The following is a 21,674-nucleotide window of genomic DNA, read 5'->3' as shown; positions in this document are numbered from 1 at the left end:
ATGTAGACGTTGCGCCGAAGAATCGAGCGGCTTGCGTGTCAACTCACGCACATGCTGATCAACACGATTGCCAGCAGCGCAACATACACCCACGCATGCAGCCGATCCGGTATCCGTCCGATCCATGGCGTCGCCAAACGAATCCCCAGCAACGACCCCGCCGTCAGCGCCGCAAACGCCAGCAGATCCACGTACCCGACAAACCATGTGCCCAAACCCGCGTTGCCGAAGCCGGCCATGGCCATGTAGGTAATCGTCCCGGCCAACGCGACCGGTACGCTCAAAGGATTGGCCATCGACGTGGCCTGAGACATGCTCAGCCCACAGCGGCGCAATAACGGCACGGTCATGACGCTTCCTCCTACACCGAGGAACGTGGCGATAGCGCCGATGCCTACACCGCCGCCGGACATTTCCGTCCGACCCAATTGGCGTGGGATACCGCCCTCGGTGCGTGTAAGAAATCCGCGTCTGAGCAAGCAATCGATGAGGGTGATGCCAAGGTAGGCGATGAAAACGTAGCGAATGACGTCGCCACTGACCCACACCGCCGCAATCGCGCCGACGATGGCACCCAGGCCGATGAACCCGCCGAGTGGCCACAGGTAATCGCGAATCAGGTTGCCGGCGCGGCGATGTTTGTCGGTGGCGATCAAGGCGTTGACGATCATCACGCAAGTCGAGGTGGCCACGGCGATGTGCATGGCCGATTGGCCGATGGGGTCGTCGGCACCGTGCGCGGCAAGGAGCAGGCGATAGAGCAACGGCACGACGACGAAGCCGCCGCCGAAACCGAAGAGCACGGCACTGATGCCGGTCAGGCAGCCAAAGAAAGTCAGCAGGATATAGAACATGGCGCGTCGTCCATTGGGAGTGAGCCCTCGACGATAGAGCGCGACGACTTGGCCGGCGTCAGCAAGTCAGCCAATAATGTTTGTATTTACGCCAAGTGCCGGGTGCTGTCCGATGCGCAATGTTTCGATCAATCAGCTGGATGACACACCACGCCCAGTGGTGGCGATCGGCACCGATTATTCCCACGGCCACCTGCTGCCATTTCACACACACCGGCGCGCGCAGTTGCTCTACGGCGCGACTGGGGTGATGCAGGTTCGCAGCCATGATGGCAACTGGGTGGTGCCACCGCAGCGGGCGGTGTGGATTCCGCCGGGGGTGGCGCATGAAGTGCTGATGCTCGGGGTCAGCACGCGCAGTCTGTATATCGAACCGGGCACGGTCGATCTGGGCGAGCGCTGCCAGGTGATCAGTGTGTCGCCGCTGATGCGGCATTTGCTGATGGACGCGGTGGATGTGCCGCTGATCTATGAGCTGAATGGCCGCGATGCTGCGCTGATGGAGCTGTTGCTGCATGAACTGCTGCGCAGTGCGCCGCTGCCGTTGCACATCCCGCTGCCGTCTGACGGAAGACTGCTCGAACTGTGTCAGAAATTTCTGCATCAGCCGAACGCACACCTGCCACCACTGCAATGGGCGCAGGCGCTACACGTAAGCTTACGCACCTTCAACAGACTGTTCCGCCAGCAGACCGGGCTGAGTTTCAGCCAATGGCGCCAGCGCGCCTGCGTAGTGCAGGCCTTGGCACGGCTGGCGGCCGGGGAAGCGGTGACGCGGATTGCCCTCGATTTCGGCTATGACAGCCCGGCGGCGTTCTCGACGATGTTTCGCCGCATCCTCGGTCAGGCACCGTCCGTCTGGTTGGAGGCGGCGAAGTAGGGCAAATCAAAAAATGCGTTTGATCCCGGCCGAAAACAACTGTACAAAAACACAGTACATTTTCCATCAGCACTCTCGAGCCCGGAGCACACCATGGCCTCTTCCGCGATGAACCTCATCCTCGAACGTATCGCCCTTTTCCAGTTCACCCCGACCCATTGCGCCCAGGCCCGAGCGATGCTGGGCTGGAGCGTGGAACAGCTGTCGCGGGAAGCGGGCGTCTCAGCAGACGACATCCAGCGCTTCGAGGCGCAACAGGAAGTCGCGGATGCGCCGCGCCTGGCGCTGGCGTATCGCTTCGAAGCGCAGGGGCTGGTGTTCTTCCCGGGATTCGCGCCGGGGCGTAACGCGAACATGCGCAACTCGACTGCGGAGCCGGTGGGACGCGGGGAATATGCGTTGGCGGATTGACCGGGTTCGCCTCTAGGAGGCGAACCCACAGTGGCGATTCAGACCCCCTGCACCACCGCCTCACTCTCCCCTTCAACCGCCATCCACCAGGCACTGCCTCGTTGCGGTTGGGCCAGGTTAAACGCCTCGCCCATTTGCGGAGTGGTGATCGACACGCTGCGTTCCCAGGCGAGGGCGAGGATACGGTCGAAGGGTTCGTGCCAGGCGTGCATCGCCAGGTCGAAGGTGCCGTTGTGGATCGGGAACAGCCAGCGGCCCTTGAGATCGAGGTGGGCTTGCAGGGTTTCTTCCGGTTGCATGTGCACGTGCGGCCATTCGACGTTGTAGGCGCCGGTTTCCATCAGCGTCAGGTCGAACGGGCCGAACTGTTCGCCGATGCGCTTGAAGCCGTCGAAGTAGCCGCTGTCGCCGCTGAAGAAGATGCGGGTGTCGCCGTCGATCATCACCCACGACGCCCACAAGGTGCTGTTGCTGTCGAACAGGCCGCGGCCGGAAAAGTGCTGCGAAGGGGTGGCAACGAAGCGGATGCCGGCGACTTCGGTGCCCTGCCACCAGTCGAACTGGCGCACTTTGCCGGCAGCGATGCCCCACTTGACCAGGGTGTCGCCGACGCCCAACGGGGTGAGGAAGACGTTGACCTTGTCCGCCAGTTTCAACACCGCCTCATAGTCGAGGTGGTCGTAGTGGTTGTGCGACAGGATCACCGCTTCGATCGGCGGCAACTCATCGATGCTGATCGGTGGCTGGTGGAAACGTTTCGGCCCGGCCCATTGCACCGGCGAGGCGCGCTCGGCGAACACCGGGTCGGTGATCCAGAATTTGTCCTGCATCTTCAACAGCAGGGTCGAGTGACCGAGGCGGTAGACGCTGTGATTGGGCGCGGCCATCAGGTCGGCGAGTTTCAGGGGTTGCACCGGAATCGCGGCGGCGGGCCGGGTGTTGCGCGGTTTGTGGAAGATCATGTTCCACATGATGCGCAGCATCTTGCGCACGCCCTCACGCTGCACCGGCGCATGATTGCGGAACAGCCCCTGGTCCTGGCGGGAGGCCTCAGGCGCTGTCGCAGTCTTTGCAGGGAAATTGTCCACGGAGGAATTTGGCTTGGCCATAACTGAATGACTCCAGAAAAACCGCGCAATTCACGGTTTTCCACAGTGGGACGATAAATGGCCAAGGCATGCACGCATCAGCCGGACATCTGGTTTTAGGTGGCACCGATTAAGGCAACATTACACTGACCGGTGTACTTTCTAGGTTGCATCAAAGCGGATGACAAGTAAACTGCCGAGTGTAATTTTCCCTTTTTCCTGCCGAATCGAACTTATGACAGCTCCACAGCGCCTCACCGACCGCAAACGCGAAGCCATCATCCAGGCGGCGATCAGCGAATTCCGCAGCAACGGTTTCGAGATCACCAGCATGGACAGGATCGCGGCCACCGCCGGGGTGTCGAAGCGTACCGTGTACAACCACTTCCCCAGCAAGGAAGAGCTGTTCGCGGAAATTCTCAACCAATTGTGGACGCGGATCAGCACTGAGCAGGCCTCGGCCTACCAGCCCGACCAGCCGCTGCGCGAGCAGCTGCGTCATATGCTGCTCGGCAAGTTGCAGATGATGGCGGACGACAATTTCCTCGATCTGGCACGGGTCGCCATCGCTGCCACCATTCACTCCCCGGAACGCGCGCAGAACATGGTGGCGCGCATGAGCGAGCGTGAGGAAAGCGTGACCGTGTGGATTCGCGCCGCCCAGGCCGACGGGCGCCTGAAACCGGTAGACCCGGAGTTCGCCGCTCATCAGCTGCAGGGCCTGCTCAAGTCATTTGCCTTCTGGCCGCAGATTTCCCTGGGCCAACCGACACTGGACAACGCCACGCAAAACACCGTAGTCGACGCAGCACTGGACATGTTCCTCGCCTGTTATCAGCTCTAGACCGCGCCTGCGCCACGGTTAAATGGCTCACAAGGACACTGAATATTCGCGCTGGAATAAATGACAATGTCGGCCACTTGGCCGATGAACGGTCAGGCTGAGTCGTGCACTGCAAAGTGTTTCAGAATGAATCTGGCGCAGAAGATCATGGAAAACCAACGCGGCAAGGGCTTGTCATTCGCCAGGCGCATCTACCTCCCCCGAGCCATCGGTCTGGGCATCGGCCTGTTCAGCGTCGCTGCCGCGCTGTACCCGCTGAATATGCCGGCCTGGCTCTGGGCGTTGTTACTGTTCAACGGTTTCGTCTGGCCGCATCTGGCCTATCAGTGGTCAACGCGCTCGGCATTTCCCTACCGCGCCGAACGGCGCAACCTGCTCTACGATTCAGTCTTCGGCGGTTTCTGGACGGCGTGTTTCCAGTTCAATCCGCTGACCAGCGTGACCATCCTGTCGATGATGACCATGAACAACGTTGCCGCCGGCGGCCAGCGCCTGTTCATGCTCGGGGCGCTGGCGCAATTGATCGGGGTGCTGCTGGGCTGGTCGATATTCGGCGTCCAGTTCACCCTGACGGCGACGCAAGTGCAGGTATGGGCCTGCCTGCCAATGCTGACGCTTTATCCACTGGCGCTGGGCATGGTCTGCTACCGCCTGGCCATCAAACTCGCTGAACACAAACGCACGCTCAGCGCCCTGAGCCGCACCGACAGCCTCACCGGCCTGCTCAACCACGGCGCCTGGAAAGACCTGCTGCACCTGAAATTCGCGCAATGCCGCGAGCGTAACAACCAGGCCACCCTGGCACTGATCGATATCGACCACTTCAAAGTGATCAATGACAGTTACGGGCATATCGTCGGCGACGCAGTGTTGCAGCAGTTGAGCCGCGAGCTGAAATCACTGCTCGCTGAAAGTGAACCGGCCGGCCGCTACGGTGGTGATGAATTCTGCGTGATTCTGCCCAACCTGCCTCCGAGCAAGGCCGAGGCGCTGATGGAAAAACTGCGTCAGGCGTTGAATCAATACCGCCATCCTGATGTCCCAGAGCTGCGCGTCAGCCTCAGCATCGGACTGGCACGCTTGCACACTGGCTACCCGGATGCACTCGCCTGGCTGGATGATGCTGACAAGGCGTTGTACACCGCCAAGCACACAGGCCGTAACACGATCAGCGTAGCGTTGAGCCGCTCCACGGCCTGACAAAACTTGTACAAAATCTGTCGAAAGCGTTTTCTTGTACAAGAGCATCGACTTTGTATAATATCGCCTCGTCAGCCTGGATGCTGGCACTATGCAGTCAATGCCGAATGTCGCCAGCACCTTCGGTCTGCCAACGCGGGAACAGGGACAACACTTCAGCCCTAATTTCCAGAGTGCAGCCAGCATGTTCTTCAATCGCCACAAAGCCGTCATCGACGACCTGCAACACACCCTCGCTCAGCAATCCGGCCTGCTCGAAGCCATCGACCGTTCGATGGCGGTGATCGAATTTGATCTCGACGCCGTGGTGTTGCGCGCCAACGAAAACTTTCTCAAGACCATGGGTTACACCGCCGAGCAAGTGATCGGTCAGTCCCACCGCCGCTTCTGCCCGGACGAATTCGCCCGCAGCAGCCAGTACAGCGATTTGTGGTCGCGCCTGAAAAACGGCCAGTTCCAGTCCGGCACCTTCGAACGCGTCGACAGTCAGGGCCGGCCGATCTGGCTCGAAGCCAGCTACAACCCGATCAAGGACGCGTCTGGGCGCGTGGTGAAAGTGGTCAAGTACGCCATGGACGTCACGGCCAAGGTGCAGCAGGAAAGCGAAGCCAACGCCAAACTGCAGGCGATCGATCGCGCCATGGCAGTGATCGAATTCAATCTCGACGGCAGTATTCTCACGGCTAATCAGAATTTTCTGACGCGCATGGGTTACACCCTCGCCGAGCTCAAAGGCAAACACCACAGCCTGTTCTGCACCCCGGAGCTGGTCAACAGCAGTGCCTATCAGGATTTCTGGCGCCGGCTGAATCAAGGCGAATTGTTCACCGGGCAGTTCGAGCGCGTCGACAAACGCGGGCAGATCGTCTGGCTGGAGGCCAACTACAACCCGGTCTACGACGCCGCTGGCCGCTTGTGCAAAGTGGTGAAGTTCGCGTCCGACGTCACGGCTCGAGTCGTGCAACACGAGCAGGACGCGCGCAGCGCCAGCGCCGCTTACCACATCTCGGTGGCGACGCGAAAAGTCGCCGAACAGGGCACGCAAGTCATCCAGCAAGCCGCCAGTGAAATGCGTGAAATCGCCGACGACATCGCGCAATCGTCGACCTTGATTGCCCAGCTCGGCGAGCGCTCGGAGCAGATCACCGCCATCGTCAACACCATCCGCGCGATTGCCGACCAGACCAACCTGCTGGCGCTCAACGCTGCCATCGAGGCGGCTCGGGCCGGCGAACAGGGACGCGGATTTGCCGTGGTCGCCGATGAAGTGCGGCAGCTGGCGGCGCGCACCAGCGGCTCGACGGCGGAGATTTCCAACATGATCGGGCTGATCCAGAGCGAAACCCGCCAGGCGATCAAGAGCATGGACAGCACGCGCGGTCGCGCTGCGCAGGGCGTGGAACTGGCGGATCAGGCGGGGACGGTGATTCTGCAGATTCGCGACGGTGCCAGTGAAGCGGTGCAGGCGGTGAGCATGTTTGCCAACGAGCGCTCGCCGGACTGAGATTTACCTTGTGCAGGGCTATAGTGACCGCCAGTCCCAAGCCCTGCCGAGCCCATCATGACCCGCCCAGACAAACCGCAAACCGCCGCGCCCGTCGATCACCTGCGCTTCCATCGCCCTCACGCGCACCTTGCCCCGACCTTCGGTAACGACAAGTTCGCTTTGCGCGCCGAAGCGTTTGCGCGGTTCTTCGGCACGCCGACGTTTCTCGGCGCACAGACGCTGATCGTGCTGCTGTGGGTCAGCCTCAATGTCTTCGGCGTCACTCACTTCGACGTGTATCCGTTCATCCTGCTCAACCTCGCGTTCAGCCTGCAATCGGCCTACGCCGCGCCGTTGATTCTGCTGGCCCAGACCCGCCAGGCCGCACGCGACAAGGCGCAATCGGAAGCCGACGCGCAACACCGCGAAGCCCTGGCCGTGGCCAATTCCGAGCGGCAGGCCCAGGCCGCAAAGAACACCGCGCAACTGCTCGAGCTGCTGGAGCAGAACACCCGCCTCACCGAAATGACCAAGAGTCTGACCGAACGCATCGAAAGCCTGACCAGCGAACTGCATCAACACATGCGCGAAAATCCGCAGCGCTGATTACGGCAAGCGCAGCGCCCGTCCGAGTTCATCGAACAACGTCACCACCGAGCGCAACGCCCGGCAGTCCGGGCGGGTCAGCAGCCACAGCGCGGTGTCGTAGCCGTGCAACGGTTCGCTCAACGCCTGCAAACCGTCGCCGATAAGAAAGTCCGGCAACGCCGCCACGCCGAGCCCGGCGCGTACCAGTTCGGTCACGGACAGCATGCTGTTGCAGCGATAGCCCGGGGTGACCCCCGGTAAATGCTGGCGGCGCCAGGCGACGGTCGGGTGATCGGGCAGGAAGTCGTCCGGGGCGATCCAGGTCAGCGCGACCAGATCCGCTGGATCGACGCCGCGCAGGTAACGCGCGCTGGCACACACGCGGTAGGAAATCTTCGCCAGCTGCCGTCCGACCAGGTGCTCGGGCGGCGTGCGCGTCAGGCGCAAGGCGATGTCGGCATCGCGCCGGCTAAGGTTGGCGAAATCGTTGGAGGTGCTCAGTTCCAGGGTCAGCGCCGGGTAATTCGGCATGAACTGCGCCAGTGCCGGCAGCAGCAGGCCTTGCAGCACCGAGTCGGTACAGGTCAGGCGTACCGTGCCGCTGACCACAGCCCCGCCCTGCTCCACGCCAATCCGCGCCGCATCGAGTGCCTGCTCGGCACGCTCGGCCTGCTCCGCCAGACTCTGTGCGAGGCTGGTGGGCAAATAGCCGGCGCGACTTTTTTCGAACAGTTGCTGACCGAGTGCGGCTTCGAGGCGGCGCACGGCGCGGAACACCGTCGACACATCGACCTTCAACAGCTGCGCAGCCCGGGCCAGAGAGCCGCCGCGCACCAGCGCGAGGATCAGGGCCAGATCGGGATAGTCGAGGCGATAGTGCGCGGCTGCATTGATCACTTGGGTAAACGCCAATATTGAGTGCGTGAGCGCCAATCTATAGTGAGTGGCATCTCTCAACAAGCGCAGCGAAATCACATGGAATCGAGACCACTCCGCATTGCCCTGATCGGCGACTACGACCCGCAAGTCACCGCCCACCAAGCCATTGCGCTCGCGCTCGGCCTCGTCGCCGAACACACCGGCCACACCGTGCAGTTCGAGTGGCTGGCCACCGCGCAGATCCACCCCGATACACCGCTGCACGGTTACCACGGCTTCTGGTGTGTTCCTGCCAGCCCTTACCAGAGCGAAGTCGGCGCGCTACGCGCCATTCGCTTTGCCCGCGAGCAACAGCGACCGTTCCTCGGCACCTGCGGTGGTTTTCAGCATGCCGTGCTGGAGTTTTCCCGCCATGTGCTGGGCTGGGCCGATGCCGAACATGGCGAAACCTCGCCCGCTGCCGAGCGCGCCGTGCTGACGCCGCTGACCTGCGCATTGGTCGAAGCCGTGGACAGCATCCACCTGCTGCCAGGTACGTTGATCGCCAAGGCGTACGAAACGTCCGAGATTCGTGAAGGTTATCGCTGCCGCTACGGTGTGAATCCGCAATTTGCACAAGCGCTGCTCAGCCATGACCTGCATGCGGTGGGTCACGACTCGGCAGGCGACCTGCGCGCCATTGAACTCAGCGGCCATCCGTTCTTTGTCGCGACGTTGTTCCAGCCGGAACGCGCGGCGCTCAAGGGTCAGGTCCCGGCGCTGGTGCGAGCATTCGTCGAAGCCTGTGCGCAGCAACGCCGATGAAGCCGAACGAGCCTTGCTTCGCGGTGATTTTCACCTCGACCCGCACCCCGGGTGACCACGGTTACGCGGCAGCCTCCGAGCGCATGATGGAACTGGTCAGCCAGCAACCGGGGTTTCTCGGCATCGATTCGATTCGCGGCGAAGACGGGGTTGGGATCACCATTTCGTACTGGCACAGCGAGGCGGCGATCCTGGCCTGGCGCGAGCATCCCGAGCACCGGGAGATTCAGGCGCGCGGGCGGGCGCAGTGGTATTCGGCGTTCCACACGCGGGTGTGTCGGGTGGAACGCGAGTATCGGTTTGGCCAGTGAGTTGGGTGGCGTTCTCAGCGGCCTCATCGCGGGCATGCCAGCTGCCACAGGTACAGCGTGATCTGCAGAACAACGCATAACCTGTGGGAGCGTGGCTTGCCCGCGATGAGGCCAGTGGCGTCACTGGAAAAATCTCAGCCCCGCACCAGGCTGCGCACCGCGACAATCTCCGGCACCGCCTGCTTGCGCATGTACACGCGCAACGGCTCGGTGATGTTGATCCGCTCATCGATGTGTTGATCCAGCAACAGCTGGATCAGCTCACGCTTGAGGGTCATGGTCTGCGCCGTTGCCGGCGCCCAGACAAATTCACTGGCGGGGATGATGCCGTCGTCAGCCACGTCCATGCCGAAGGCATCCTCGCTGAAACGCACGATGTATTGGCCGGTCTTGCGGTTGAGGCCGACGAAGCCCTTGAGGTCGTCAGCCGCCTGGCAGATGAGTTGCGAAGTGATGTGCATGGTAAACCTCACGAAATGGATCGATGGTCTACACGCAGGGCGAAAGAGTGGGCGCGCCCTCTGCCGGGGCGGCTGCCGTGGGCAAGCGTACTGCAAACGGCAACACAAAAGCGTAGGAAAAATCGCTTTTAATACGTTTATGTCGGTCTGGCGATAGCACGCACCCGATTCAGTTGTTAAAAGGTACGTCCTTGAAATAGCCTGCGAAAGGATCTCGACCATGCCCGCCACTTTCACCCAAAGCGCCCTGCTGCTGAGCCTGCTGCTCGGCCTCGGTCAGGCCCACGCCGCCAGCCCGGACCTCAACGCCCTGGCCGCCAGCCACGGCATTCCGCACCCGGCGGTGATCGCTCACCGCGGCGCTTCCTTCGACGCCCCGGAATCCACCGCCGCTTCCTACAAACTGGCTCGCGACCTCGGCGCCGACTATCTGGAAATGGACCTGCAACGCAGCAAGGACGGCGTGCTGTTCGCCCTGCACGACGACAACCTGCAGCGCACCACCGACGTCGCCAGCAAATTCCCCGAGCGCAAGGACAGCCCGGCCAACGCCTTCACCATGGCCGAGCTGAAAACCCTCGATGCCGGCAGCTGGTACAACAAGGCCTATCCCGAGCGCGCGCGCGCGTCCTACGCCGGGCTGAAAATCCTCACCCTCGATGAAATCATCGACATCGCCCAGGCCAACCCGCTGCACAAGCCTGGCCTGTACATCGAAACCAAGGAACCGCAGCTGTTCCCGGGCATCGAGCATGACCTCAAGGAAAAACTCCAGGACCGCGGCTGGCTGAGCCCGGCCGGTTCGAAACTGGCGAAAAGCGAACTGGGCGTCGGCCAGGGCAAAGGCAAGGTGATCCTGCAGACCTTCGAGAAGAACAGCCTCGAACTGCTGCAAAAGGAAATGCCGCAGGTGCCGAAGATCCTGTTGCTGTGGGTTGGCGAAGGCAGCATCGAGCCGAAGTCGAAAGTGACCTTTGCCGAGTCCGGCGAGAAGGACAAGAACGCGTTCTACGGCAAGCAGGAGCCGAAGTCCGACGCCGAATTCAAACAGTGGGTTGATTTCGCCAAGGCTCACGGCGCCATCGGCACCGGCCCTTCGGCGAAGCTGACCAAGGGCGGCGACCAGAGCTATTCGGACCTGGTGCAGCCCTGGATGAACCAGTACACCCACGACCAGGGCCTGCTGGTGCACGTCTACACCGTCGACGAGCCGCTGGACTTCGCGAAAGTCATGGCCGCCGGCGTCGACGGCATCTTCACCAACCGCGCCAGCGAACTGCTGAAGTTCTACAAGCGTCCGGCAGCGGCCAGTGTCGATCAGGTGTTGAAGAACAACGGCTTCTGATTGTCCGTCCCAGCGGCAGATCGCGGGCAAGTCGTGCCCCACCGAAGACCGGTGGGACGCGACTTGCCCGCGCTGTTTTCCGGGTATGGCGTTTTAAGGGTGAATTAAGTTGCGCTGATTAATCTGAACCCACTGCAACGAATCACGCACTCAAGCCAACCAAGGAACGAACCGATGAAAACTTTGACTGCCCTGTTTACCGCTGCCGCCCTGACCCTGACCGCCGGCCTGGCCCAGGCGGATGTTCGCGTCGATCAGATCCCGCAACTGGTCAAGGAAGGCAAGATCAAGCCGCTGGAAGAAATGAACCAGGCGGCGCTGAAACTGCATCCGAACGCGAAGATCACCGATACCGACCTGGATAACCACTTCAACGGTTACGAATACGAAGTCGAGCTGACCACCGCCGACGGCAAGGAATTCGACGTCGACTTCGACGCCACCACCGGCAAGGTCCTGAGCAACAAGCAAGACACCTGATAAGCCGCAACAACCCGCCGCACGACCAGACCGGTCGTGCGGCTTTTTTGTGCCTGGCCGCCACGCAACGCATTCAACACAAGCGCATTTGCAGTCAGCCCGCTAGTATGGCCGCTACTGAACACACCACGGCAAAGGCAGCGGACATGGGGCACAGCAAAGCAGCAGACATCGCCACCATTGGCCGCATCAGCGCGGTGCCGGCGATTCTCCAGGTGATTCGCGAGCTGACCGGCCTGCGCTTCGCCGCCGTGGCGCGGGTCACCGAGGAGTCGTGGACCGCCTGCGCCGTGCTCGACTCGCTGGAATTCGGCTTGCAGGTCGGCGGCGAGCTGGACCTGGTCACCACGCTGTGCCATGAAATCCGCTCGTCGCACCGCGCGGTGGTGATCGACAAGGCCAGCGAGGACCCGCACTACCGCCATCACCACACCCCGCGCATCTACAAGTTCGAGAGCTATATCTCGGTCCCGGTGTTCCGCACCGACGGCAGTTTCTTCGGCACCATCTGCGCCCTCGACCCGAACCCGGCGGCGCTCACGTCCAGCAGCATCCAGAGCACCATGGAATCCTTCGCGCGGATGCTCGCGCTGCAGATCGAAGCCGAAGAAAACCAGCAGCGCACCGAAGCGGCGCTGCTGCAGGAACGGCAAACCGCCGAGCTGCGCGAACAGTTCATCGCCGTGCTCGGCCATGATCTGCGCAACCCGTTGTTCGCCATCAGCGCCGGTGCGGAAATGCTCCTGCGCAAGCACCCCGACCCGGCCAGCGAGCCACGGGTGCGCAACATCATCACCAGCGCGCAACGCGCCACGCGGCTGGTCGACGACGTGCTGGACTTCGCCCGCGGACGGCTGGGCAACGGCATTCCGGTGAATGTGCAGCCCTGTGACGACCTGGCGGATACGCTGCAGCACGTGGTCACGGAAATCCACAGCGTCAACCCCGGGCGGCAGATCCACGCGTCCATCGGTGACCTGCGCGGCGTGCATTGCGATCGCGCGCGCCTCGGTCAGTTGCTGTCCAACCTGCTGGCCAACGCCATGACCCACGGCGACCCCGACGGTGACGTCGAGGTGATCGCCGAGGTCGATCACGGCGCGCTGATGCTGGCGGTGAAGAATCAGGGACAGATTCCCGACGAAGTGCTGCCCCACCTGTTCCAGCCCTACTCGCGGCCAGCGCATGGCGCGCCGCAGGCCGGCCTCGGCCTGGGCCTGTACATCGCCAGCCAGATCGCCCAGTCCCACGGCGGCCGCCTGCACGTGGCGTCCACCGCGCAGAGCGGCACCCTGTTCACCTTCAGCCTGCCGCGCCCCTGAGCCCCACGCCGAGCGCAGGCGCCAGTCAGGCCGACGTGCTGAGCAGCGCGCCGGCCGTGCTGCTGTCGGAATCCTGCAACGCCTGCAGCAACGCGGCAGTGGCGGTCTGCAATGAAGACGAAGTGGTTGCGATCTGCGCCTGTGCAGCGGCGACGTCGGCAGCCTTGGCGTCGGCGCTTTCCTGCTTGGCCTGGGCCGCTTGCAAGGCCTGCTGCTGTTCCTGCAATTGCTTTTGCAGTTCGGCGATCTGCTTGCGCAGCGCTTTCACGCTGTCCGATTCTTCGCTGCTGCTGGAACTGCTGGCGCCCGCCGCCGCACCGTCAGCTGCCAGTTTGCTGGTGTCGGCGCTGACGCCGCTGCTGGCTGCCGCGGCGGCGGACGTGTCTTCGCCGTTGCCGCTGACCGAAGTTTTGCCGGGCGCCGAGGTGACGCTCGGGTTGATCGAAACGGAGGTGATGCTGACCATGGGAAATCTCCAATGCCGGTGATAGATCACCGGCCATCGGCGGCGCGGGCAGCGAATTGAGATCGACTGTGTACCGACTCGGTAACCGAAGCGGTACACAGCCAGCGGGTCAGGCACTCAGGCGCGCGGTGACTTCGTTGAGTTGCCCGGACAGGCCATGCAGGTTCTGGCTGGCGCTTTCGGTGCGCTGCACATTGTCGAGGTTGGTACTGGCAATCGAAGTGATCTCGGTGAGGTTGCGCGAGATGTCTTCGGCCACCGAAGTCTGTTCCTCGGCCGCGGTGGCGATCTGTCGGTTCATGTCGCGGATCGCTTCCACGGCGTGGGTGATGCGTTCGAGCATGGCGCCGGCCTGGGTCACCTGCTCGACACTTTCATCACTGCGCGCCTGGCCGCTTTCGATGGCCTGGGCGGCATCCACCGCACCGGTCTGCACGGTCTGGATGATCTGGTTGATTTCGATGATCGACGCTGCGGTGCGTTGCGCCAGGCTGCGCACTTCGTCGGCGACCACGGCGAAACCGCGCCCGGCTTCCCCGGCCCGCGCCGCTTCGATGGCGGCGTTGAGCGCCAGCAGGTTGGTCTGCTCGGCAATGCCGCGAATCACTTCCAGCACCTTGCCGATGCGCCCGCTGTCGGCCTCCAGGCGACGGATCACCGTGGCGGTATTGGCAATTTCCCCGCGCATCTGGGTAATGGTGTGGATGGTGCCCTGCATGACTTTCTCGCCCTGCTGCGCAGACTGATCGGCGTCGTCGGCGGCACGCGCGGCATCGGCCGCATGGCGCGCGACCTCCTGGGCGGTAGCGGACATTTCGTTCATCGCCGTGGCCACCTGATCGGTGCGGCTGAACTGCTCGTTGGTGCCACCGGCCATCAGCGTGGCGATGGCGTTCAGCTCACCGCTGGCACTGTCCAGATCCTTGGCGCTGCGTTGCAGGTGGTTGAAGGTTTCGGCGAGGAAATCGCGCAGGGTGTTGGCGGCCGCGGCGAGGTTGCCGAGTTCGTCCTGGCGCTGGCTGACCACGCGCTCGACCAGTTTGCCGCGGCTCAACTGGGTCACGTAATCGATCAGTCGGCGGATCGGTTCGACCAGATTGCGGTTGACCAGCCACAGGCTCAACAGACCGATCAGCAGACCGGAAGCGAGCATCACCAGCAGCCCCAGCCACACGGTACGCTCGGCGCTGGCGCTGATCTGCGCCGATTGCTCGGTGCCTTGCTGGCGCAGTTCGTTGACCAGTTCACTCATCTGCTCGCTGGTGGCGCGGTCGACGCCTTTCACCGCCGTGTCCCCGGCGCTCGGATCGGCACCGGCAGCCACGTAGGCATCGCGACCCTTCTGATACGCCGCGCCGAGCAGACGATGCTCTTCGCGCAGACGCTCGATGCGGGTCTTCAGCGCCGGTTCCAGGCCTTTCTGGCTGGCCAGTTCACCGAGGATGTCCTGCACATCGCGCTGGCGCTCTTCGAACTGGCCCCAGTACTTGGCCAGGTCCGCCGGCTGCTTGCCACGCAGCAGGACGTTTTTCCATTCCTGCACCTGGACCTTGAATTGCAGGTTGGCTTCGTCGATCAGTTGCGAGGTGTGCAACGGCCCGGCGATCAACTGGCTGTAGCTCTGCACGCCGTTGGACAGGAAGTGAAAGCAGGCCAGCGCGATCAGCAGCATCGCCAGCAGGCTGCCGCTCAGCAGGGCGAGAATTTGCCCTCTCAGGGATTTTTGCAAAGACATCACAGGTACTCAGGACAGGGATGAGGCACGCCCGACAAGACGTGACTGGAACCGGACATCCGTGTCGGCGAACCTTGGCCGATGGCCGAAGGCGCGCAACCTAACACCCCTGTGATCGGCGCGCCAGAGCGCTTCTTGAGGCTCATCCGACCGCCGGCAAGCCTTTGATTTGACGTCATTTTGCCGTCATACAAATGTCACGAACGGTTGCGATGATACCGTTCAGGTGAATCTGAAAATCCCGCACCAGACGCCCTCCTCGCAGCGAGCCTCCATGAACCACAGCCTCGATATCAGTCATCGCGACCCGGACCTGTTTGGCTTGCTCTACGGCTTCCGCTTCCGTCCCGGCGAGCGCGGCCGCGAAGTCGACTCGGCCACCGCCCTGCATTGCCTGCAGGAGGACAGCGACAGTGACGAATTCCTCTGGCTGCACCTGAACCTGGCGCACGCCGCCTGCGAGCGCTGGATGAAAAGCCATCTGCAATTGCCGGAAGAATTTTTCGAGGCGCTGCACGAAGGCTCGCGTTCCACGCGCATCGAACATGTCGATTCGGCGCTGCTGGCGGTGGTCAACGATGTAGTGTTCAACCTCAGCAGCATGGTCTCATCGGATGTGTCGACGCTGTGGGTCTGCGTACGCAGCAAACTGATCGTCAGCGCGCGCCTGCAACCGTTGCACTCGGTGGACAAGCTGCGCTCTTCGGTGAAGGCCGGCGAGTGTTTCCGCTCGCCACTGGAGTTGCTGGTGCACCTGCTGCGCGACCAGGGCGAAGTGCTGACGCAGATCGTGCGCAAGACCAGCCTCAGCGTCGATCAGGTCGAGGACGAATTGCTCTCCTCGCGGCTGTCGACCAACCGTGCCGAACTCGGCGCCAACCGCCGCGTGCTGGTGCGCCTGCAACGACTGCTGGCGCTGGAGCCGGGCTCGCTGCTGCGCCTGCTCAACCGCCCGCCGCCCTGGCTGCAGAAGGAGGACGTCAAGGAACTGCGCAAATCCACCGAGGAGTTCGCGCTGATCATCAACGACCTCACCGCCCTCGGCGAACGGATCAAGCTGTTGCAGGAAGAGATCGCCGCCAACCTCAACGAACAGAGCAACCGCACGCTGTTCACCCTGACCGTGGTCACGGTGCTGGCGCTGCCGATCAACATCATTGCCGGTTTCTTCGGCATGAACGTCGGCGGCGTGCCGTTGGCGCAGGACCCGCAGGGGTTCTGGATTCTGGTGGCACTGGTGGCGACGTTTACCGTGATTGCCGGGCGCTGGGCGTTTCGCAAGCGCCGGGATTATTGATCACCGAACCTGTTGTCCAGCACAGATCCCCTGTGGGAGCGAGCCTGCTCGCGAAAGCGCTCTGTCATTCAACAAGGATGGTGACTGACACTCCGTCTTCGCGAGCAGGCTCGCTTCCACAGGGGACCTCATTGACCTTCAGATCGGTGGTCTGGTTATTCAGCCAAACACTGATCTGCCGCAGCCTCTCTGTAATATTTAGCAACGATCATGGGCAACACTCCTTCCCTCGCTGAGGATTGTCCGCTCATGGCTACTCCCTCCCTTACCGCCAGCCAGGCGTCCGCTGCCAGCGGCAGGCCGGCGCTCGACAGAAAAACCGGCCCCTTCACCTACGTGGTGTTCTTCGCCGTGCTGGCCATGGGGATGCTGTTCACAGCCTACAGCCTGATGCACGACATGCACGAACTGGGCACGGTGGTCACCACCTGGACGCCGTTCCTGCTGCTCGGCGTGGCGCTGCTGATTGCCCTGGGCTTCGAGTTCGTCAACGGTTTCCACGACACCGCCAACGCCGTCGCGACGGTGATCTACACCCACTCGCTGCCACCGAACGTGGCCGTGGTCTGGTCGGGGTTCTTCAATTTCCTCGGCGTGCTGCTGTCGAGCGGCGCGGTCGCCTTCGGCATCATTGCCCTGCTGCCGGTGGAACTGATTCTGCAGGTCGGCTCATCCGCCGGGTTCGCGATGATCTTCGCCCTGCTGATCGCCGCGATCCTGTGGAACCTCGGCACCTGGTGGCTGGGCCTGCCGGCCTCCTCGTCGCACACGTTGATCGGCTCGATCATCGGTGTCGGCGTGGCCAACGCGCTGATGCACGGTCGCGACGGTACCAGCGGCGTGGACTGGGCGCAGGCGACCAAGATCGGCTATGCATTGCTGTTGTCGCCGTTGGTCGGTTTCGGCTGCGCCGCGCTGTTGCTGCTGGCGCTGCGCGCCTTCGTCAAGAACCGCGCGCTGTACAAGGCGCCGGAAGGCAACACGCCGCCGCCGTGGTGGATTCGCGGTTTGCTGATCGTCACGTGCACCGGCGTGTCGTTCGCCCACGGCTCCAACGACGGCCAGAAAGGCATGGGCCTGATCATGCTGATCCTGGTCGGCACCCTGCCGATGGCCTACGCCCTGAACCGCACCATGCCGGCCGACCAGGCGTTGCAGTTCGCCGCCGTGGCCGAGGTGACCCAACAGGCGCTGGTAAAAAGCGCCCCGCTGCCGGCGCCTGCCGATCCGCGCCCGGCGCTCACCGACTACATGCGCAGCAAGCAAGCCACGCCGCAACTGGTCCCGGCCCTCGCCGCCCTGACCGGGCACATCGGCGAAGAGGTCAAGGGCTACGGCTCGCTGTCGAAGGTCCCGGCCGAAGCCATGGGCAACGTGCGTAACGACATGTACCTGGCCAGCGAAACCATTCGCCTGATGGACAAGAACAAGGTCGGCAATTTCGATGCCGACACCAGCGGCAAGCTGCAACTGTTCAAGCAGCAGATCGACAACGCCACGCGCTTCATTCCGCTGTGGGTGAAAATCGCCGTGGCCATCGCCCTCGGCCTGGGCACCATGGTCGGCTGGAAGCGTATCGTGGTCACGGTCGGCGAGAAAATCGGCAAGACCCACCTGACCTACGCCCAGGGCGCCTCGGCGGAAACCGTGGCGATGCTGACCATCGGCGCCGCCGACATGTTCGGCCTGCCGGTGTCCACCACCCACGTGCTGTCCTCGGGGGTGGCCGGGACCATGGTCGCCAACGGCGGCGGCTTGCAGATGAAGACCATTCGCAACCTGCTGATGGCCTGGGTGCTGACCTTGCCGGCGGCGATCCTGCTGTCGGGCAGCCTGTACTGGCTGTTCACGCAGATCTTCTGAGCACCTCAAGCTTTTGTGGGAGCGAGCTGGGGCCGGGCGGCGATCCGGCGAATGCGGTCAGCCAGTAATGATGATGGCGGCTGACACGCCCCTTTCGCGAGCAAGCTCGCTCCCACAAAGTAACGCGTCAACTTCAGAGCGTTGAGCGAATCAGATCCCCCAGCCAATCCATGAACACCCGCACCCGCAACGGCAGATGCCGTTGCCGCGCATACAGCAGCGACACGCCCATGGCTGGCGCGGTGAACTGCGGCAACACTTCAATCAGTTCGCCGCTGGCCAGATACGTGTGCATGCCGGTGCGCGGTACCTGGACCAGACCAAAGCCGCCCAGACACGCCGACTCGTAGGCATCGGTGCTGTTGACCGTGATGCTGCCCGCCATGGGCACGCGCCGCAGCTGGCCCTGTTGCTCGTAGATGAATCCCTCCGAACGCGATCCCAGCACCCCGACGTAATGCACCAGCCGATGCTGCGCCAGGTCCTCCAGCGTCTGCGGCACGCCGTAGCGTTGCAGATACGCCGGGCTGGCACAGTTGACCATGCTGAAGTCGCACAGATGCCGCGCCACCACGCTCTGGTCCGGTTGCGCGCCGACCCGCAACACACAGTCGAAACCTTCACTGAGCAGGTCGACGCGGCGGTCGGTGCTGCTGATTTCCAGCTCCAGCTGCGGATGCTGCGCCATGAACTGCGGCAGGCGCGGCATGACCACGCGCCGGGCGAGGATGTTCGGCATGTCGAAACGAATCCGCCCGGTCAGCGAGGCGGCGTCCTGACGAAACAGGTTTTCGATTTCGTCCATGTGCGACAGCAGATCCTTGCTGCGCTCGTACAGCGCCAGGCCATCCTGCGTCGCCTGCACCTTGCGCGTGGTGCGTTGCAGCAGACGCGTGCCGAGCAGGCTTTCCAGCGCCTGCACCTGCTCTGACACGGTCGAGCGCGGCAGCCCCAGGCTCTGCCCCGCCAGGGTGAAACTCGATAGTTCGCTGACCCGGACGAAGGTGCGCAGCAGTTCCAGTTTGTTCATGGCGGCCCCGATTATTGTTCGATTCAGCCGACCAGTGATTCCGGCTTCAGCCTGTTTATCACCTAATGGCGGATAAATAAACTTTGCCCATCACCACTCAGCGCAATCGAGGACGACCCATGAAAGGCAAAATCGCATTGATCACCGGGGCCAGCCGTGGCCTGGGCAAGAACGCCGCCCTGCATCTCGCCGCACAGGGCGTGGACATCATCGGCACCTACAACAGCCGCGCCGACGAAGCCCAGGCGCTGGTCGCCGAACTGCAACAACTCGGCGTCAACGCCGTGATGCTGCAACTGGATGTCGGCCGCAGCGAAGGCTTTGCCGACTTCGCCGCAAGGGTCGAGCAGGCGCTGCAGTCGTTCCAGCGGCCGCGCTTCGATTTCCTCATCAACAACGCCGGAATCGGCGTGCATGCGTCCTTTGCCGAGACCACGCCGGAGCAGTTCGACCTGCTGATGAACATCCAGTTGAAGGGCCCGTTCTTTCTGACCCAGAGCCTGTTGCCGCTGATCAATGACGGCGGGCGAATCATCAATATCTCCAGCGGTCTGGCGCGTTTCACCCTGCCCGGGTACGCGGCCTACGCGGCGATGAAAGGTGCGATGGAAGTGCTGACCCGCTACCAGGCCAAGGAATTGGGGGCGCGGCAGATCGCGGTGAACATCCTCGCCCCCGGCGCCATCGAAACCGACTTCGGCGGTGGCGCGGTGCGCGACAATTCCGCCTTGAATGCGATGGTCGCCAGCAACACCGCACTGGGCCGCGCCGGGCAGCCGGATGACATCGGTGGCGCACTGGCGCTACTGCTGTCGCCGGGGGCGCAGTGGATCAACGGGCAGCGGATCGAAGCGTCGGGTGGGATGTTTCTCTAAACCCTGCAAAAATCCCGGACAAAAAAAATCGCAGCCCTCACAGGCTGCGATTTTTGTTTTCAGCTCTGGCAGACGCTACGCATCACCAGCCGCTCGCGCACCACGTCATAACCCCAGTGGTAAACGTAGGTGTACGGCAGGAAGAACAGCAGCACGCCGATGTCGAGCAGGAACGCCTGCCACAGGCTGACCGACAGCCACCAGGCAATCAGCGGCACCCCCATCACGATCAGGCCACCCTCGAACAGCAGCGCATGTACCACCCGGGTCCAGGCGTTGTGTGCAATGTTCCAGCGTTTGAGCAGGCGATCGAAGAAGCCGTTGAACACCACGTTCCAGCCCAGGGCCAGCATCGCGATGGCGAGGGTGACGGCGCCCATTTCAACCAGCGGTTTGCCCATGATCCACGCCAGCAGCGGCGTGCAGATCAGAATCGCCAACAGTTCGAAACCGATGGCCTGGAAGATACGTTCAGTGATGGATTTGTGGGCAGTCATGGCCGGACTCCTTGAGTGACGATGATTGCCATGATCCCGGTTCGTACCGATACTTCATAATCAATAACCATCGATCAAGGCGATAGTTCATGGCTTCCCAAGAAGTGCTGCTGGCGTTCGTCGAGGCCGCCACCCAGGGTTCGTTTTCCGCAGCGGCGCGCAAGCTCGGGCGCAGCCAGTCGACCGTCAGCGCGGCCGTGGCCAGCCTGGAGATCGACCTCGATCTGATCCTGTTCGACCGCAGCAGCCGCAAGCCGACCCTGACCCCGGCCGGGCACGTCATGCTGCAACGCGCCGAGGCGATTCTCGCGGCCACCAGTCGTTTGGAGATGACCGCGCGGCAATTGGCGCAAGGGGTCGAGCCGAAACTGACCGTGGCCATTTCCGATACCTATCAGTCGGCGCGTTTTGAAGCGGCCCTGGTCGGGTTCGAGCAGCGTTATCCGGACCTGGAACTGGAATGCCTGATTGCCGAGTGCGATGACCTGATCGAACTGGTGCAGCGCGGTCGCGCTCATCTGGCTTTCGCCGAGAAGCAGGGCAGTTACCCGGCGGATCTGGTCGCCGCGACCGTGGCCGAGCGTACCGATATCGCTTTGTTCGTCAGCCGCGAGCATCCGCTGACGCGCCTGGAACAGGTCGACCAGGCGAGCCTGGAACAGCATCGCGAACTGCGCCTGGCAACCATCGTCAATCCGTACGACAGTCGTGCGAAGGGCCGGGTGTGGTCGGCGCCGAGTTACCTGATGTTGATGGAGATGGCGGAAATGGGCTTCGGCTGGGCGCCGTTGCCGCGCTGGCTGGTGGCGCGCTTCGGTAATGGCTCTCTGGTGGAACTGACGGTGCGCGGCTGGCCTCGGCCGGTGTATGTCGATGCGTTGTGGTCGCGGATCCATCCGCCGGGGCCGGCCGGGAGCTGGCTCTTGAGCAAGATGCTGGAATAGCAGCCCCTCAGCCC

23 protein-coding genes and 1 pseudogene are annotated in these 21,674 nt (G+C 62.8%); 16 read left to right on the top strand and 8 right to left on the bottom strand.

Annotation, left to right across the window (positions count from 1 at the left end; all coding sequences use genetic code 11):
- Window positions 1-38: 38 nt before the first annotated feature.
- A complete protein-coding gene (locus tag QRN70_RS27050; protein WP_285420911.1) occupies window positions 39-854 on the bottom strand; it encodes a sulfite exporter TauE/SafE family protein in 816 nt (271 codons plus the stop codon).
- 112 nt (window positions 855-966) lie between these two features.
- Here QRN70_RS27050 and QRN70_RS27045 point away from each other — a divergent pair, with 112 nt between their 5' ends.
- Both QRN70_RS27045 and QRN70_RS27040 read left to right on the top strand, forming a co-directional pair.
- The gene (locus QRN70_RS27045; protein WP_285420910.1) at window positions 967-1,734 is read left to right on the top strand and encodes an AraC family transcriptional regulator; all 768 of its coding nucleotides are present in this window, start codon (window positions 967-969) and stop codon (window positions 1,732-1,734) included.
- A gap of 93 nt (window positions 1,735-1,827) precedes the next feature.
- Entirely contained in the window at window positions 1,828-2,145 is a 318-nt protein-coding gene (locus QRN70_RS27040; RefSeq protein ID WP_285420909.1) for a helix-turn-helix domain-containing protein, read from the top strand.
- Between the two features lie 38 nt (window positions 2,146-2,183).
- Here the strand turns inward: QRN70_RS27040 and QRN70_RS27035 are convergent, their stop codons facing one another.
- A complete protein-coding gene (locus tag QRN70_RS27035; protein ID WP_285420908.1) occupies window positions 2,184-3,254 on the bottom strand; it encodes an MBL fold metallo-hydrolase in 1,071 nt (356 codons plus the stop codon).
- A gap of 214 nt (window positions 3,255-3,468) precedes the next feature.
- Here QRN70_RS27035 and QRN70_RS27030 point away from each other — a divergent pair, with 214 nt between their 5' ends.
- The 5 genes and pseudogenes from QRN70_RS27030 (at window position 3,469) to QRN70_RS27015 (ending at window position 7,369) form a co-directional block, all read left to right on the top strand.
- Window positions 3,469-4,077 (top strand): TetR/AcrR family transcriptional regulator, encoded by a 609-nt coding sequence (locus QRN70_RS27030; RefSeq protein ID WP_285420907.1) that lies wholly within the window; start codon window positions 3,469-3,471, stop codon window positions 4,075-4,077.
- Window positions 4,078-4,224: 147 nt separating this feature from the next.
- The gene (locus QRN70_RS27025) at window positions 4,225-5,277 is read left to right on the top strand and encodes a diguanylate cyclase (RefSeq protein WP_285421002.1); all 1,053 of its coding nucleotides are present in this window, start codon (window positions 4,225-4,227) and stop codon (window positions 5,275-5,277) included.
- Between the two features lie 91 nt (window positions 5,278-5,368).
- Window positions 5,369-6,226: pseudogene (locus QRN70_RS27935) on the top strand (PAS domain-containing protein); the annotation flags it as partial.
- The gene (locus QRN70_RS27930; RefSeq protein ID WP_502941683.1) at window positions 6,200-6,781 is read left to right on the top strand and encodes a methyl-accepting chemotaxis protein; all 582 of its coding nucleotides are present in this window, start codon (window positions 6,200-6,202) and stop codon (window positions 6,779-6,781) included. The pseudogene QRN70_RS27935 and the gene QRN70_RS27930, both read left to right, overlap by 27 nt.
- Before the next feature lie 57 nt (window positions 6,782-6,838).
- A complete protein-coding gene (locus QRN70_RS27015; RefSeq protein WP_285420906.1) occupies window positions 6,839-7,369 on the top strand; it encodes a DUF1003 domain-containing protein in 531 nt (176 codons plus the stop codon).
- Here the strand turns inward: QRN70_RS27015 and QRN70_RS27010 are convergent, their stop codons facing one another.
- Window positions 7,370-8,311, bottom strand: a complete 942-nt coding sequence (locus QRN70_RS27010) for a LysR family transcriptional regulator (RefSeq protein WP_285421000.1) — start codon at window positions 8,309-8,311, stop codon at window positions 7,370-7,372. It abuts the gene before it with no gap.
- A 15-nt stretch (window positions 8,312-8,326) separates the two neighbouring features.
- Between QRN70_RS27010 and QRN70_RS27005 the strand changes: the two genes are divergently transcribed.
- A complete protein-coding gene (locus QRN70_RS27005) occupies window positions 8,327-9,034 on the top strand; it encodes a CTP synthase C-terminal region-related (seleno)protein (RefSeq protein ID WP_285420905.1) in 708 nt (235 codons plus the stop codon).
- Window positions 9,031-9,345 (top strand): antibiotic biosynthesis monooxygenase family protein, encoded by a 315-nt coding sequence (locus tag QRN70_RS27000; protein WP_285420904.1) that lies wholly within the window; start codon window positions 9,031-9,033, stop codon window positions 9,343-9,345. The genes QRN70_RS27005 and QRN70_RS27000 overlap by 4 nt, the downstream gene beginning before the upstream one ends.
- A gap of 134 nt (window positions 9,346-9,479) precedes the next feature.
- Here QRN70_RS27000 and QRN70_RS26995 read toward each other — a convergent pair whose 3' ends face one another.
- On the bottom strand, window positions 9,480-9,806 hold the full coding sequence (locus QRN70_RS26995; RefSeq protein ID WP_285420903.1) for a DUF2025 family protein: 327 nt from the start codon (window positions 9,804-9,806) through the stop codon (window positions 9,480-9,482).
- 220 nt (window positions 9,807-10,026) lie between these two features.
- Here QRN70_RS26995 and QRN70_RS26990 point away from each other — a divergent pair, with 220 nt between their 5' ends.
- The 3 genes from QRN70_RS26990 (at window position 10,027) to QRN70_RS26980 (ending at window position 12,953) form a co-directional block, all read left to right on the top strand.
- Window positions 10,027-11,151 carry a glycerophosphodiester phosphodiesterase gene (locus tag QRN70_RS26990; protein ID WP_285420902.1) on the top strand — a complete coding sequence of 375 codons (1,125 nt, stop codon included), beginning with the start codon at window positions 10,027-10,029 and terminating at the stop codon, window positions 11,149-11,151.
- Window positions 11,152-11,325: 174 nt separating this feature from the next.
- Entirely contained in the window at window positions 11,326-11,631 is a 306-nt protein-coding gene (locus QRN70_RS26985) for a PepSY domain-containing protein (RefSeq protein WP_285420901.1), read from the top strand.
- 146 nt (window positions 11,632-11,777) lie between these two features.
- Window positions 11,778-12,953 (top strand): GAF domain-containing sensor histidine kinase, encoded by a 1,176-nt coding sequence (locus QRN70_RS26980; RefSeq protein ID WP_285420900.1) that lies wholly within the window; start codon window positions 11,778-11,780, stop codon window positions 12,951-12,953.
- Between the two features lie 25 nt (window positions 12,954-12,978).
- On the opposite strand, the gene QRN70_RS26975 is transcribed toward QRN70_RS26980, so the two are convergent.
- Window positions 12,979-13,419 carry a hypothetical protein gene (locus tag QRN70_RS26975; protein WP_285420899.1) on the bottom strand — a complete coding sequence of 147 codons (441 nt, stop codon included), beginning with the start codon at window positions 13,417-13,419 and terminating at the stop codon, window positions 12,979-12,981.
- A gap of 109 nt (window positions 13,420-13,528) precedes the next feature.
- Window positions 13,529-15,154 (bottom strand): methyl-accepting chemotaxis protein, encoded by a 1,626-nt coding sequence (locus QRN70_RS26970; protein WP_285420898.1) that lies wholly within the window; start codon window positions 15,152-15,154, stop codon window positions 13,529-13,531.
- A 274-nt stretch (window positions 15,155-15,428) separates the two neighbouring features.
- On the opposite strand from QRN70_RS26970, the gene QRN70_RS26965 reads away from it, so the two are divergent.
- Both QRN70_RS26965 and QRN70_RS26960 read left to right on the top strand, forming a co-directional pair.
- On the top strand, window positions 15,429-16,451 hold the full coding sequence (locus tag QRN70_RS26965; RefSeq protein WP_285420897.1) for a transporter: 1,023 nt from the start codon (window positions 15,429-15,431) through the stop codon (window positions 16,449-16,451).
- 249 nt (window positions 16,452-16,700) lie between these two features.
- Window positions 16,701-18,314 (top strand): inorganic phosphate transporter, encoded by a 1,614-nt coding sequence (locus tag QRN70_RS26960; protein WP_285420896.1) that lies wholly within the window; start codon window positions 16,701-16,703, stop codon window positions 18,312-18,314.
- Between the two features lie 133 nt (window positions 18,315-18,447).
- On the opposite strand, the gene QRN70_RS26955 is transcribed toward QRN70_RS26960, so the two are convergent.
- Window positions 18,448-19,344, bottom strand: a complete 897-nt coding sequence (locus tag QRN70_RS26955; protein WP_285420895.1) for a LysR family transcriptional regulator — start codon at window positions 19,342-19,344, stop codon at window positions 18,448-18,450.
- Between the two features lie 119 nt (window positions 19,345-19,463).
- Here QRN70_RS26955 and QRN70_RS26950 point away from each other — a divergent pair, with 119 nt between their 5' ends.
- Window positions 19,464-20,219: an SDR family NAD(P)-dependent oxidoreductase gene (locus tag QRN70_RS26950; RefSeq protein ID WP_285420894.1), complete on the top strand. Its 756-nt coding sequence runs from the start codon at window positions 19,464-19,466 to the stop codon at window positions 20,217-20,219.
- Between the two features lie 59 nt (window positions 20,220-20,278).
- On the opposite strand, the gene QRN70_RS26945 is transcribed toward QRN70_RS26950, so the two are convergent.
- The gene (locus QRN70_RS26945; RefSeq protein WP_285420893.1) at window positions 20,279-20,716 is read right to left on the bottom strand and encodes a multidrug/biocide efflux PACE transporter; all 438 of its coding nucleotides are present in this window, start codon (window positions 20,714-20,716) and stop codon (window positions 20,279-20,281) included.
- Between the two features lie 89 nt (window positions 20,717-20,805).
- Here QRN70_RS26945 and QRN70_RS26940 point away from each other — a divergent pair, with 89 nt between their 5' ends.
- A complete protein-coding gene (locus tag QRN70_RS26940) occupies window positions 20,806-21,660 on the top strand; it encodes a LysR family transcriptional regulator (protein WP_285420892.1) in 855 nt (284 codons plus the stop codon).
- Window positions 21,661-21,674 lie beyond the last annotated feature (14 nt).

Source organism: Pseudomonas sp. efr-133-TYG-5 (assembly GCF_030209175.1).
Taxonomy (GTDB): domain Bacteria; phylum Pseudomonadota; class Gammaproteobacteria; order Pseudomonadales; family Pseudomonadaceae; genus Aquipseudomonas.
This window is presented reverse-complemented; position numbering and strand designations above follow the sequence as displayed.